The sequence below is a fragment of the Blastococcus aggregatus genome (genome assembly GCF_900221005.1).
GTDB lineage: Bacteria > Actinomycetota > Actinomycetes > Mycobacteriales > Geodermatophilaceae > Blastococcus > Blastococcus aggregatus.
Map to the genome: position 1 here is coordinate 282,257 of NZ_OBQI01000001.1, position 13,235 is coordinate 295,491.

Sequence of the window (13,235 nt, forward strand, 5' to 3'; positions counted from 1 at the left end):
TCCGTCCGGTGACGGTCGTGCGCGTCCTAGCCGCAGCCCCGCGCGACGAGCGCTGACCGGCTCGCCTACCCGGGGCTGGGCGGGAGCGGAACCGACCATCAGGGAGCCACCTGAGCGAGCCCCACCTCAAGAGCCCTTTGGCCGTCGTGCGCGCAGATTAGGTTGGTCTCGTCGCACCAGCTGTCTCGCGTCTAGCCAGGACTCTAGGGACTCCAGATGAGCATCAGACTCACGGGCACTGACCTCAACCAGTGGTCAGGGCGGAGGTCGGCGCAGGGCGAGCTGCCTGCCGTTGTTCGTCAACTCATCATGGCAACGGCACAGCCGGCGCGGATCGTCTTCCCTGCCGACGAAGGAATCGCTAGGCCAGGCTTGGACGGCATCCTGACCGTCACCGGCGACGTGGGGCCGTTCGTACCGAGCGGCAAGTCGGTCTGGGAAGCGAGCACCAACGCCAACCCGAAGGGGAAGGCCAGCGACGACTACAACAAGCGGACGAGTCAGACTCCCGCGGACGCGCGCACGACTAAGACCTTCGTGTTCGTCACCAGCCGCTCGTGGCCCGACGCCGCCAGCTGGGTGGAGGAAGTCACCGAACTCCGCGACGGCTGGAAGCAGATCCGCGTCATCGAAGCTGAGGACCTCGCCACCTGGCTTAGCACATGCCCGGGCGTGCACGAGTGGCTGGCTGAGCACCTGTACCGCCCGACCGGGCTGGTCAGCCTGGAGCGCTGGTTCACGCGATGGTCATCGCTCACCGCTCCCGAGACTCCGGCAGCGCTGCTGCTCGCGGGCCGCCGCGACGACGCCGTCGCCCTGCTCAACGATCTGGACGGGCAGCCCACCGCGATCGAACGATGCGCCGCCAGCGTCGAGGAAGTCGTCGCTTTCCTTGCTGCCACTCTGACGCTAGGCCCGGGACCCGACCCGGAGGCCCTGCGCGAGGACGCTGGCGCGGCCCCGCCAGTAGATGAGGTCGATGCGTTCGAGGACTTCGAGGGGTCAGCGATCACGCTCAACCGCGCACACGAGCGTTACGAACTCGAGGCTGTGCTGGCACGCACAGTGGTAATCGAGAACGAGGACGCCTGGCGACGGTGGAGCCTGCACGAGCAGCCGCAACTCCTGGTCCCGCTGTTCTACCCCGACTCGGTGCAGGAGGCAGTCGGCGCCGGCCACCACGTCGTTCTGCCGCGTGTCGCGCGGGACGGAAACGAACCCGACCTCCTGACCCCGCTCGGAATCGACGCTGCCCGCACTGCATGGACTAACGCCGGAGTCGACTTCCGCCTGGCTGACGAGTTCGCCGGTGCGTCCCGGCGCAACCTGCGGTCGCTGCGTCGTCGCATCGCGAGGCACCGCCGCCATCGCGTTCCGGAATGGGCCTCCGGACCGTCGGCCTCCCTGCTGGCGACCCTCCTGCTCGCAGGTGGTTGGAATACCAACGCGGAAGGCGACCTAGACGTCGTACTCGCGCTCACCGAGCGCAGGACCTGGCGCTCCCTAGCCCGAGACCTCACGCCGCTTACTTCCGGTGACGACCCGCCCCTGTCGGAACTCGACAAGCAGTGGACGTTCGTCGACATCGTCGACGCGTGGGATGCCATCGGCGGCAACCTGGCTGCCGAAGACCTCGAACTATTCATGCAACAAGCCGTCCCGGTCCTCACTGAGATCGACCCGGCGCTCCATCTCGTGGGTAAGGAGCGGATCGCATTCTCCATCGACCCGGACCGACCGCGGCGCCGTTACTCGGGCACCCTTCGCGAGGGAGTCGCGGCAACTCTCGCCGCACTCGGCTCCATCGCTGGCGACCGACGAATCGGCGGAGAGCTGACCGGGTCGACCGTGGCCAGTCGTGTCGTCCGAGACCTGCTCGACGACGCGGACGCCAACCGCTGGCTCACCCTGAGCGGCCGGCTCCCGCTCCTCGCCGAGGCCGCTCCCGACGTCTTCCTCGACGCGGTGGAGAAATCACTGCGCCAGCCCGGCCCGGCCGTCATGGCGCTCTTCAATGAGACCGACGACGGGTTCGGACAGCAGCGGAGTCACCATTCTCCGCTGCTGTGGGCTCTCGAGACGCTGGCGTTCTCACCCGCGCACGTCGCGCGAGTCACCACCGTTCTGGCCAGACTGACCGACTTGGACCCCGGCGGACGGCTGATGAACCGCCCCCTGGACTCGCTGGTCGCGATCCTTCACCTGCGCATACCGCAGGGGGCTATCGACGCCACGAACCGTCTGCCCGTGATCGACAGCGTCCGTCGCACCTCCCAGGCTGTGGCGGTCCGCATGATGAGCAAGCTCGTCAAGGCCAGCACCGCAGGCATGATCCTCCGCAGCGGACCCCGCTACCGGGAATGGCCAACGCCGCGGCACCACTCGACATACCCCGAGATGGTCGATGCCGTCGATGGCATCACCGAGCGGCTTCTGCAGGACACTGCGGACGGCGGTGACGCCAGCCGATGGACGACCCTGGCGGACCTCATCGGTCGCATCACGCCGCAAGGTCGCGCCAAGGTCGTCAACGCCCTCACCCAGAATTGGGAGGCCATCGACTCAGCCGTGCGGGCCGAGATCACCAAGACGGTCCACCAGATCGCCGACCGACACCGCCGATTTCCCGAAGCGGCATGGTCGATGGACGCCGACGGCATCGCTGAACTCGACGCGTTCCTCGACGCGCACGGCGCCGTGGTCGAGCAGAACAGCACGCTCTTCAGCTGGTGGCCCAAGGAAGTCGACATGGCCACCGAAGAGGGACGCCAAGAGCTGCAGCGCCGCCGCGTTGAAGCCGTTACGGAGCTCCTCGGCGAGGGCGTAGACGCCATCAGTCGACTCGCCCACGACGTCGAGCACCCCCGCAGCGTCGGCAACGCCGTCGCCCATGCGACCACCGACCTAGACGAAACGGTCCTGGCCTTCCTGGACAGCGAGGACCCCAAGATCAGGGAAGTCGCCTACGGGCTCATCTGGGTCCGTGCGCAGTCCCGCGACTGGCTCGACGAGACTGTGCGTAAGCGACCCAACCAGGCTGGACGGCTTCTGCTCATTCTCGACGCCACAGATGACGTCCTGGACCTCGTGGACACCTTCACTGAGGACCAGAGACAGCTGTACTGGAGTCAGGTCGACCCGGTCTGCGGGGCGCGTGCGGCGGTCGAGCGGTTCACGGAAGGGCTCATCGCGGCGGACAGGCCCTTCAGCGCCATCGACGCTGTGGGGTTGCGGCAGGACGAGCCGCCGTCGAGCGAACTCGTACTGAAAACCCTCAGTGCGCCGCTCACTCGCAGAACGGCCGAGAGCCCGCAGGTGCTCACGTCAGCCGAATACATCATCGGTCGGCTGCTCGACCAGCTCGAGGAGGCCGGCGTCGGGACCGACGACCTCACGACCCTGGAGTGGTTCTACCTGCCGCTGCTCGCCAACGAACGTTTGCCCCGGGCGCTTCATCAGAGGCTGGCGGATGACCCGGAGTTCTTCGCCGAGGTGGTCAGCCACATGTACCAGCCCGACCCGCCCACCGACGAAGAGGTCGCCGCGGGCGATGTGCCGGAGGACGAGTATCAGTTCAGCGACGCGTGCTGGCAGCTCATGCAGGATTGGCGTGAGCCGCTCCCGGGCGCGCGCTACGGGGGTTCACCGGACCCCGATCTGATGCACGCATGGGTCCGCCGCGTCCGGGAAGAACTCGCGGAGCGCAACCGCACTGGCATCGCATCACTGGCCATCGGCGACGCTCTCGCCGGTCGTACGACCGATGAAGACGGGGTTTGGCCGTCCCTCGCCGTGAGGACAGTCCTCGAACGCGAGCAGGACTCGAGGCTGGAAGAACAGCTCGCGATCGCGAGAATGAACCAGCGTGGTGTGACGGTTCGTGGGGTCTACGACGGCGGCCGCCAGGAGCGGAAACTTGCGGAGAAGTACCGCACGTGGGCGGATCGGGTTCGCGACCAATGGCCCCGCACCGGGATGCTGCTGGACCTCATCGTGAAGTCCTGCGAAGCTGATGCCCGGCGACAGGACGGGAGTGCGCAACGCCAGTTGCGACGCTGAACACGAAACAACTGAAAGCGAGTGGACAGGCACGATGCGGGGCCATCGTCGCGATCGGCCGCTCGATCCTGGTGATCATTTGGGCGCTGCTCTCAGGCACCGACGCACAGTTCATCGACCTCAGCCCGGGCTACTACGCCACCCGCAACAACCCCGAGCGCAAGGCCCGGCACCACATCCGCGAGCTCCAGCCCCTCGGCTACTCAGTCACCCTCAACCCCGCGGCGTGACCGAGGTTGCGGGATTTTCGGATTGGCCGCCCTCAGGGACGGTCCCCAGCCACCTCGGCTGACTCGCGCATGGCCGGACTTCACACCTGTCGTTCGCTCCTGGCCTTGATCCCCTCGGCCTCGGCGGTCAGATAGCGAGCAGTGAGGCGGCGGTAGAACCGTCCCATCACCACGCCCACGGGCCCGGCCTGTTCCACCGCCAGCGTCACGCGCGTGCGAGTGCCGAGGTCTCGAGCAGGTGCCGAGCGGTAGTGCGGACGCCCGGGCCGGTGGCCATCCAGGTGAATGAGCGGCTCGGCTCGAGTTCGGTGACCACGTACTCGGTCGGGGGGATCCGGGGCTGCTCCACCCGGACCCGGGACCCGACGGCGAGCGGTCCATCGTCCAGGCATCGAACCGAGGTCACCGTCGCCGCCCACTCCGGCCACCGCTCGACCTCGCGCAGCACCTCCCAGACCTGCTCGACCGGGGCCTCGACGTCGATCCTGGTGCCCTCCTCCACCGGCCCATCCTGCTCCTCATCGCTACTGGAGATGGACCAAGATCAAGTGCCACACACGTCTTGCATCTGAGGTAGAGGGACTCGTTGTGACGGATAGGCAAGCAACAAGCAGACGCATCACCCCGCCCCTCGTCCGCCCATCCTCTCCGTCGCCGAGTGCCTATACCGGCAGGTGGCAGGCATCCGCGACGCCCAGATTGCCCGCGCCATCGTCGCCACGCATAGCGCGGCCGCCCGAGAACACGCTGGTGCGGTCCTCATCGACCGCTGCGCGGTAAGCCTGGCGGCGTGTCGACGCGGCGTCAGGACCACTGGTTCACTTTCACGGTTCAGCCTTCGGCTTCGATCAATCCGGTCGCATGTAGTCGCTTGAGCGCCTTCGTGATGTGGGCCTTAGTGAAGATCTGACCCTTCCTCGGGGTCCACTCCTGGACGTACCGCACGACGGCCTCAACGTCGCTCGTCCCGAGGTCGCGGACGGCCCAGTGCGTTGTGGCGAGCAGTTCCAGGCCGTACGGAGTCTCGTAGCCACGAACGATCTCAGCAACGGACCGCACGGCGGCGGCTGCCGTCGCATCGCTACTCAGGTGTTCAGCCGCACGCTCGGCCGCCTCGGGAAGGAGGTGCAGCGCCATCTGACTGTTGCGGTCTCCGTAACCTCGCAGGTAATGACCTTCTAGAGCTTGCAGCGCGTGGTTCAGGTTGTCGGCGTAGGGACCGAACTGGTGCTTGACGAAGTTCAACTTCATGCCGAAGCCCGAGGCCTGCAAGAAGTACGCCAACTTCTGCGCCTCGATGGAAGTCAGTCGGTAATCAGGCACCAGGTACTGACCTAACACTGCGATCATCGCAGCTCGGCGGTCTGTCAAAGCGGGGGGCTTTGTGGCGATAAGCATCTCGTCGTTAGCGGGTGTGCCGTCAGGAGCATGGAGGAAGACGCGGACTTCCGGCACCTGCGCGAGGGCCTCACGGATCATGGGCTCGACCACGTGCCAGTCCAGCCCGCCGTTGCCACAGCCGAGCGGAGGGATCGCAACGGACTCAATTTTGTAATCGACAAGTGCCCGAACAAGGTCCTCAAGTCCGCTCTCGATGTCTTCGAGGCGCGACTTTCCCTTCCAATGCCGCTTGGTAGGAAAGTTGATAATGAAGCGCGCCGAGCCGCCCAAGACACCCGTCTCGTGGACGAACATCCGTCCCGGCACAACCTCGCCTCGCTTGCAGGCAGCGACGTAGGCCTTATAGTTCTCCGGGTAAGCGTTCTTGAACTGCAGGGCAATACCCTTGCCCATAACACCGACGGTATTGACAGTGTTGACCAGGGCCTCAGCGTCCGAAGCCAGCAGGTTGCCAGTTCCCGGCTCGATCACGACGATATCCTCATCAGTAGTACCAGTCTCGCTTAACCGCGACAGACGGTTGATGTGCCACGCCCTCCAGCGCTTTCTGCACTAGGGCGGAGCATGCCGTCGTGGGGGTGGCGATGCCCCGAACGCGTTCCCAGGGCACACTGTGGAGCGCCAAGAACTCCGACTGCTTCTTGCGCTTCGTCTCGTCAGTCGGGTCGTAGTAAGACCCCCACTGGCGAGTCTCGATGCACTCCCAATCGAGTTGGGACAGGTCCGTCACGTCGTTGAAGAAGTTGGTGAAGTCCATGATCGCGTGCCCGTCGGTGAAGACACACTCCTGGTCGGCCATGAGGTCCTCAGCCCGCAGAACGAGATGCACGATGCCGCTCTGCCCGTCGGACACGGTGCCAACGTTGCCCTGGTTGATCGTGTACAGCATCGGCGACCTAGGAGCGAAGTAGAAGGGCACGTAGTCCGCGAGCGTCCCTCCCGGCGCGCAGGGCACGGGAGTCTCAGCGCGACGCTGCTTGATCCCCATGTGCGCAATGCTCTGATGGCCCAGACCGGCGTCCATGACCGCGTTGTCGCTGAGCAGTCCGTGCTCAGCGATGCTGGCCAGGTTCTCGACATGTGTGATGTGGAAGATCCGCGTCGGCACCGTACCCCCTCCTTCCGCTGCCGAGACCCTAGGTCCGGCGACCGACAGTTCTAGCCCGCTCGAGGTCTACGGCCACCTCCGCGCGACGGCCGTCGCCGGCTCATACGCCGAATGAACAGGCCGCAGAGGGCTGGTCTGGCCGCAGTCATTGACAGTCGAGGCCCCGGGATCGGACCGTTCCCCGAGGAAGCTCTGAGGGGACAAGGACCCACTGACTGCTCCTACGGGCTGACTTCCGACATGGCCACGGTACCGAGTGATGCCCGCCGCCCTTCTCCTACCGGAGAGCAGTCAAGATCAACTGGACCAAGCTCATGCACCCGGGGTCTGCCGACGGGTGGTGACGGGTTCCCTGGAGACTTGTCCGGAGCCTGACGGCATGGGAACCAGCGGCAGCCCCGACGACCGATCGCGGCGGCGGGACCGAGAGCGGCAACGGCGTCAGCAAGCCCAGCGGACGACGCCGAAGAGTCCCTCAGACCCGGGCGCAGCGGACGTGCACGGTCCCGAACGGAGAACCGCGGCGACGGCCTGCGGGTGGTGCGGTGGGCCCATCACGCCCGGAAGTCGGGGGCCGATCCCGAAGTGGTGCTCGGCCACCTGCCGGCACCGGGCGTGGGAGCAGGCCAGGGCCGCTGCCTCCGGCCGGTCCGCCGTGAAGCTCGTCGAGCGTCGCGTAGAGGTCCAGGTTCCTCTCGTGCCCAGCCGCCGCGACTGGCCGCGGCTGCTCGGCGAGCTCGCCGACCAGCTGAACGACGGGCGGGTCTACGACCGCGACCTTCCCGCACTGGCGCGGGCACTCCAGCCCGTACTGGAGGCCTACCGGAGACGCGCGCGCCTCACCGGCGCCTTCGACGTGCGCTGAACCCGAAGCTCCAGGAAGTCTCCAGTCGGCAGGAGGCCGACGCGGGAGTCTCCAGTCGGCCGCGGCCAGTACTCGGCCGCGGCACTCGCTGAGGACTGGAGATGTTCGGCAGGCCGCTCCCCCACCGTCGTGCGCAAGCCTCCGCCTAGCACGCGACTAATTCGGGAGATGTCGACATGGGTGATCCTGAGCCGCTCCGGGACGTCATGGCCGCCGACCGTCTGCTTCTCACGCCCGAAGAGGCGGCGAGTGTTCTGCGCGTCGGTCGCACGACCGTGTACGCGCTCATGAAGAGCGGAGATCTGCGCCCTGTGCACATCGGCCGCAGCTGCCGGATCTCCCAGGCAGAGCTCGACCGCTACGTCCGCCGGCTCGAGGCTGCCCCGCTCCGTCCGCATCCCTCCCCTGATGCCGCGTGAATCCACAGCGCGTCTGGCCCTTATCTCAGCGCCCCAGGACACTCAGCCTCCTGAAGAGCGCCGAGGGGTAGCGGATGGCGGGACGCGCGTCGAACGGTGAGTCGACGATCTATCAGGACGCCGAGGGGCGCTGGCACGGCTACGTCTCCGTCGGCTTCACCCTCACCGGTAAGCCCGACCGCCGGCACGTCACCGGCAAGACCCGGGCCGTGGTCGTGGCCAAGGTCCGCGACCTGGAACGCAAGCGTGATGCGGGCACCATCAACGCCGTCTCTACCCCGACCGTCGCCGACTGGCTGGAGCACTGGCTCACCACCATCGCCCCGCGCCGGGTGCGGCAGCGGACCCTGGAGAGCTACGAGTCCGCCGTCCGCAAGCACCTGATCCCCGGACTCGGACGGCACCGCCTCGACAGGCTGCGGCCGGAGCACCTCGACCAGCTCTACACCGCGCTCCTCGACGCCGGCTACTCCCCCGCGACCGTGCTGCGCCATCACCGCATCCTGTCCCGAGCGCTCACCGTCGCCATGCAACGGGGCCACGTCGCCCGCAACGTGGCCGGGCTCGTCGATCCACCGGCTCAGAAGCAGAGCGACATCGCCACCGCCCTCGACCTTGGCGAGGCCCGCGCCGTGCTGTACGCCGCGGCCGGCGTCCGCAACTCCGCCCGCTGGACCGTCGCTCTCGCCCTCGGCCTTCGGCAGTCCGAGGCACTGGCCCTGCAGTGGAAGGACATCGACCTGCTCACGGGCACGCTGACGGTCCGGCGGAGCATCCACCGAGTCCGCGGCGGCGGACTGATCTACGAGGAGCCCAAGACCCGCCGCAGCCAGCGCACGCTCGCCCTGCCGATGCCTCTCGTCGACGAGCTGCACCGGCACAAGGCCGCACAGCTCGGCGAGCAGATGCTGGCCGGCTCCGAGTGGCACGACGAGGACCTGGTCTTCGCCCAGCCGAACGGCCGGCCGATCGACAAGAAGGCCGACTACGACGACTGGACCCGGCTGCTCCAGACCGCTGGCGTCCGCCACGTCCGTCTGCACGACGGTCGGCATACCGCCGCCACCCTGCTGCTCGGCGAGAACGTCCACCCGCGGGTCGTCATGGAGCTGCTCGGCCACAGCCAGATGCGCACGACGATGGACATCTACAGCCACGTCATGCCGGCCCTGGCACGCGAGGCTGCCGACCGCATGGGCGCCCTGCTGCTGCCAGGTAAGGGCAGGCGAACTGCAACCACAACTGCAACCAGAGACGACTCAGGCCGCTCCCCGGAGGGGGAACGGCCTGGTCATTCGGGTGGAGCTGAGGGGACTCGAACCCCTGACCCCCACACTGCCAGTGTGGTGCGCTACCAGCTGCGCCACAGCCCCGTACCGACCCGGAGTGGTGCGCCCGAGCCGGGGGTAACTGTACAGGGCTGACGGCGTGTGCCCGCGCAGGGGTGGCGGCGCGGCACCGACCAGCGGGCGAGTCGCACCGCCGGATCAGGCGCCCTTCATCTGCGCGATGCGGATGTGGTTGCCGAACGGGTCGCGCAGGCCGAAGTCGATGCCATAGGGCTGGTCGACCGGGTCCTCGGTGATCTCCACGCCCGCAGCCTTCAGCTCGGCGTGGGTCCGGGAGGCGTCGTCGCAGGCGAAGAAGAGGTGGCCGCCGGCGACGCCCTTGCTGATCGCGGCCCGCACCTCGGCGGCGGTCTCCTCGCTCATCGAGGGCGGACCGGGCTTCTCCAGCAGGACCGCGCGATCGGGCGCACCCGGCAGGGCGACCGTCAGCCAGCGCATCGGGCCGAAGTCCATGTCGTTGGTGACCTCGAACCCGAGCTTGCCGACGTAGAAGTCGAGCGCCTGGTCCTGGTCGGGGACGTAGATCTGCGTGATGGTGATCGAGGTGAGCATGCCGCGAACGCTAGGAGAGCTCACCCGCCCGCGGCTTCTCCGAAACTGCTCGGTCGCAGCCAGGCCATCCCGAAGCACGAGGGAGCCGGCGGCAGCGGCCCGCGGCGGCGGTACACCGAGGGCGATTCCCCCACGACGTCGCGGAACACCCGGCTGAACGTGCCCAGGCTGGAGAAGCCCACGCTCATGCAGATGTCGGTGACGGTGCGCTCGGTGGAGCGGAGCAGGAACATCGCCCGCTCCACCCGCCGCCGCTGCAGGTAGCGGTTGGGCGTCTCGCCGAACGTCGCGCGGAAGGTCCGGATGAAGTGGGCCTCGGAGACGTACGCGATCCGGGCGAGGGTCGGGACGTCGAGCGGCTCGGCGTAGCGGCGGTCCATGGCATCCCGCGCCCGCAGCAGCCTGCGGTTGGACTCCTCGCTCGCGCGCGCCACCCGGGCATCACACCACGGGCCGACGACGGGACCTCAGATGTCGACGCCGCGCCCGCGCAGCCACACCAGCGGGTCGATCCGCTTGCCGTCGATCCCGCCCTTGTGCACCTCGAAGTGCAGGTGGGGGCCGGTGGACTGACCACGGTTGCCCAGCAGCGCGATGGTCTCGCCGGCGTCCACGTAGTCGCCCGGGGCGACCAGGATCTTGTCCATGTGGCCGTAGACGGTGACGTCGCCGTTCTCGTGCAGGATGTAGACGGCCAGCCCGAAGCCCGACGCTGATCCGGCGCGCAGGACGACGCCGTCCGCGGCCGCGTACTCCGGCGTCCGCATGGGGGCGGCCAGGTCGATGCCGTAGTGGAAGGTGCCCCAGCGGCTGGCGAACGTGCTGGTGAGCCGGGCGCCCTTGATCGGCATGACGGTCTTGGGGCGGGCAGCTTCGGCCGCAGCGGCCTCCGCCTCCGCAGCGGCGGCCTGGGCCTCCGCGGCGGCCTCGGCGCGGGCGGCACGGGAGGCGGCGACCTCCTGCAGCCGGGCCTGCGCCTCGGCGACGCTCACCGACGCCTGGGGCAGCACCTCGAGCTGCTCCTCGGCACCCACCAGCTGCTGCTGGGCAGCCAGGACCGACGTGCTCTCCGCGGAGGCCCCCGCGGTGCCGCTGGAGCCCAGCGCGGCCGCGGCGACCCCGCCGGCCAGCAGGGCGCCGAGCAGGATGCCGGGACGACGGGACGTCTGCGGCGCGCGGCGGGAACGGTGGGCCGCGGCGTGCCGTCCGGGGGTCGGGTGCACCGCGACCAGGAGCTCGGTCGGGGTGTCGGAACCCATCCGTGCGTGCATGCACCAGCCCATCCGCGCGACAAGTGGCCGGGGGAAGTGGCCGAGCTCATCGAAACACTCCGTGACGTGTTCGTGACCAGCCGCCCGGCGCGCTCTTCGCGACACGCCGCGTGACCCGCCCCACAGATCACACCCGTCGCAGGCGTAACTGACACGGTTGTCGTTCAGCGGGATGAGCGGAGTCACACCCGAGCGGGCGACCGGGCGGTTTGGCGGGGGTCCGGACTGGCAATGTTCCTTCTTCATGGCGTGCACCAACCGCGCCGTCCGTCCGCCTGGCTCCGGTTGCGACCTGGATACATCGGCGTCGGAACCATTGCGCGGTTGGGTGCCGCACCCGTGTACTGCTGATCAGTACCGGTCCGAAACCGGACCGGCCTCAGGAGGCACCAGCACGGACCAGGACGTTGGGAGGGGTGCGGTTGACGCAGGTCGAGATCTTCCCGTTCTCCCCCGCCGCCCCCGAGGCGCCGTCGCCGGAGATCCGGCCCCTCACCGAGCAGTCGCTCGGTTCCTACGACGAGTCGCTGGTCGTGCCGACCTACGACCGGTCCGCTCTCACGCCCGCCGTCGTCCACTTCAGCGTCGGCGGCTTCCACCGCGCCCACCAGCTGCTCTACTTCGACGAGGTCGCCCAGCGCCGCATCAGCACCGGCTGGGGCGTGGTCGGCGTCGGCCTGCGCAGCCGCACGATGAAGGAAGCGCTGGCGCCCCAGGACCACCTCTACACCGTCGTCGAGCGCAGCCCCGACGGTGAGCGCGCCCGCGTCGTCGGCGTGATGGTCGACTACCACTTCGCACCCGAGGACCCGACCCGCGTCCTGGACCTGCTCACCGACGAGCGCACCCGCATGGTCTCGCTGACGATCACCGGCAGCGGGTACCGGCTGAGCCCCTCCAGCGGCGCCTTCGACGCCGACGACGTCGACATTCGGGCCGACCTGCGCAGCCCCGACCGGCCTCGAACGGTCTTCGGCTACCTCGTCGAGGCCCTCGACCGCCGCCGCCGTGCCGGCCTGCCGCCGTTCACGGTCGTCTCCTGCGACAACATGCACCGCAACGGGGACGCCGCCCGCGCGGCCGTCGTCGGCTTCGCGCGCCTGCGCGACGAGGTGCTGGCCCGCTGGATCACCGACCGGGTCGCCTTCCCCAGCAGCATGGTCGACCGGATCACCCCCCACACGTCCCCGGGCGAGCGCGAGGCGGTCGCCCGCCGGTACGGCGTCGACGACCGCTGGCCGGTCATCACCGAGCCGTTCTCGCAGTGGATCATCGAGGACGAGTTCAGCAACGGCCGCCCGCCTCTGGACCAGGTCGGCGTCCGCTTCGTCCCCGACGTCGCCGCCTACGAGCTCATGAAGACCCGGCTGCTCAACGCCAGCCACTGCGCGCTGGGCTACCTCGGCTCGATCGCCGGCCTGGGCACCCTCGACGAGGTCATGGCCGAGCCCGTGTTCGCCCACTACGTCGAGCGGCTCATGGACGACGAGGTCACGCCGCTGCTCCCGCCGCCCGACGGCATCGACCTCGGCGACTACAAGCGCTCGCTGCTCCAGCGGTTCGCCAACCCGGCCATCTCCGACGGACTGCCCCGGCTGTGCCGGCGCGGCTCGGCCAAGATGCCGCACCACCTGCTGCCCTCGCTGCAGGAGGCGCTCGACGCCGGCCGGCCCCACCGGCTGCTGACCCTCGCTGTCGCCGGCTGGTTCCGGTACCTGCGCGGCGGCACCTCCGAGACCGGCGCCCCGCTGGTCGTCGACGATCCGCACGCCGACCGGCTGCAGGCGCTGGCCCGCGCCGGTGGCACCGATCCGCGGCCGCTGCTGGGGTTCCGCTCGCTCTTCGGCGACCTGGGGGACGACGCACGCTTCGTCGCCGGGCTGCAGCGGGCCCTGGAACGCCTGGACCGCGACGGCGTCCGCGCCTCGCTCGCCGCCGGCACCGCCGTCCCGCTCCGCTGAACCGCCCCCGCCACCCGAGC

The 13,235-nt window shown here is 68.7% G+C and carries 12 protein-coding genes, 1 tRNA gene and 1 pseudogene; 6 read left to right on the plus strand and 8 right to left on the minus strand.

All coding sequences use genetic code 11. The features are described 5' to 3' along the window. The first annotated feature begins 216 nt into the window (after positions 1-216). Positions 217-4,059 carry a hypothetical protein gene (locus tag CRP29_RS01440; RefSeq protein WP_097193287.1) on the plus strand — a complete coding sequence of 1,281 codons (3,843 nt, stop codon included), beginning with the start codon at positions 217-219 and terminating at the stop codon, positions 4,057-4,059. A 71-nt stretch (positions 4,060-4,130) separates the two neighbouring features. Further along, a complete protein-coding gene (locus tag CRP29_RS22530; RefSeq protein WP_176522783.1) occupies positions 4,131-4,289 on the plus strand; it encodes a hypothetical protein in 159 nt (52 codons plus the stop codon). Between the two features lie 80 nt (positions 4,290-4,369). On the opposite strand, the gene CRP29_RS23485 is transcribed toward CRP29_RS22530, so the two are convergent. From CRP29_RS23485 to darT, 4 genes are all read right to left on the minus strand, one after another. Beyond that, positions 4,370-4,498, minus strand: coding sequence for an SRPBCC family protein (locus tag CRP29_RS23485; RefSeq protein WP_281256751.1), 129 nt, complete (start codon positions 4,496-4,498; stop codon positions 4,370-4,372). Beyond that, complete coding sequence (locus CRP29_RS01445; protein ID WP_217991416.1) at positions 4,495-4,791, minus strand: SRPBCC family protein; 297 nt, start codon at positions 4,789-4,791, stop codon at positions 4,495-4,497. The genes CRP29_RS23485 and CRP29_RS01445 overlap by 4 nt, the downstream gene beginning before the upstream one ends. Before the next feature lie 329 nt (positions 4,792-5,120). Next, positions 5,121-6,161, minus strand: coding sequence for a type II toxin-antitoxin system antitoxin DNA ADP-ribosyl glycohydrolase DarG (gene darG / locus CRP29_RS01450; RefSeq protein WP_097193288.1), 1,041 nt, complete (start codon positions 6,159-6,161; stop codon positions 5,121-5,123). A gap of 13 nt (positions 6,162-6,174) precedes the next feature. Beyond that, the gene (gene darT, locus CRP29_RS01455) at positions 6,175-6,798 is read right to left on the minus strand and encodes a type II toxin-antitoxin system toxin DNA ADP-ribosyl transferase DarT (RefSeq protein WP_176522784.1); all 624 of its coding nucleotides are present in this window, start codon (positions 6,796-6,798) and stop codon (positions 6,175-6,177) included. Between the two features lie 697 nt (positions 6,799-7,495). Between darT and CRP29_RS01460 the strand changes: the two genes are divergently transcribed. The 3 genes and pseudogenes from CRP29_RS01460 to CRP29_RS23735 form a co-directional block, all read left to right on the plus strand. Then, a complete protein-coding gene (locus CRP29_RS01460; protein WP_245852267.1) occupies positions 7,496-7,663 on the plus strand; it encodes a hypothetical protein in 168 nt (55 codons plus the stop codon). Between the two features lie 176 nt (positions 7,664-7,839). After that, on the plus strand, positions 7,840-8,082 hold the full coding sequence (locus CRP29_RS01465) for a helix-turn-helix domain-containing protein (protein WP_097193291.1): 243 nt from the start codon (positions 7,840-7,842) through the stop codon (positions 8,080-8,082). 74 nt (positions 8,083-8,156) lie between these two features. Then, positions 8,157-9,182, plus strand: a pseudogene (locus tag CRP29_RS23735) (tyrosine-type recombinase/integrase); the annotation flags it as partial. A 200-nt stretch (positions 9,183-9,382) separates the two neighbouring features. Here CRP29_RS23735 and CRP29_RS01480 read toward each other — a convergent pair. The 4 genes from CRP29_RS01480 to CRP29_RS01495 all read right to left on the minus strand — a co-directional run bounded on the left by CRP29_RS01480 (position 9,383) and on the right by CRP29_RS01495 (position 11,242). Continuing rightward, positions 9,383-9,455: transfer RNA gene (locus CRP29_RS01480), tRNA-Ala, on the minus strand. 114 nt (positions 9,456-9,569) lie between these two features. Further along, a complete protein-coding gene (locus CRP29_RS01485; protein ID WP_097193292.1) occupies positions 9,570-9,983 on the minus strand; it encodes a VOC family protein in 414 nt (137 codons plus the stop codon). 20 nt (positions 9,984-10,003) lie between these two features. Continuing rightward, on the minus strand, positions 10,004-10,417 hold the full coding sequence (locus tag CRP29_RS01490; RefSeq protein WP_097193293.1) for a helix-turn-helix domain-containing protein: 414 nt from the start codon (positions 10,415-10,417) through the stop codon (positions 10,004-10,006). Positions 10,418-10,450: 33 nt separating this feature from the next. Continuing rightward, positions 10,451-11,242, minus strand: a complete 792-nt coding sequence (locus tag CRP29_RS01495; RefSeq protein ID WP_245852274.1) for a M23 family metallopeptidase — start codon at positions 11,240-11,242, stop codon at positions 10,451-10,453. A 428-nt stretch (positions 11,243-11,670) separates the two neighbouring features. On the opposite strand from CRP29_RS01495, the gene CRP29_RS01500 reads away from it, so the two are divergent. After that, the gene (locus CRP29_RS01500; protein WP_245852277.1) at positions 11,671-13,215 is read left to right on the plus strand and encodes a mannitol dehydrogenase family protein; all 1,545 of its coding nucleotides are present in this window, start codon (positions 11,671-11,673) and stop codon (positions 13,213-13,215) included. Positions 13,216-13,235 lie beyond the last annotated feature (20 nt).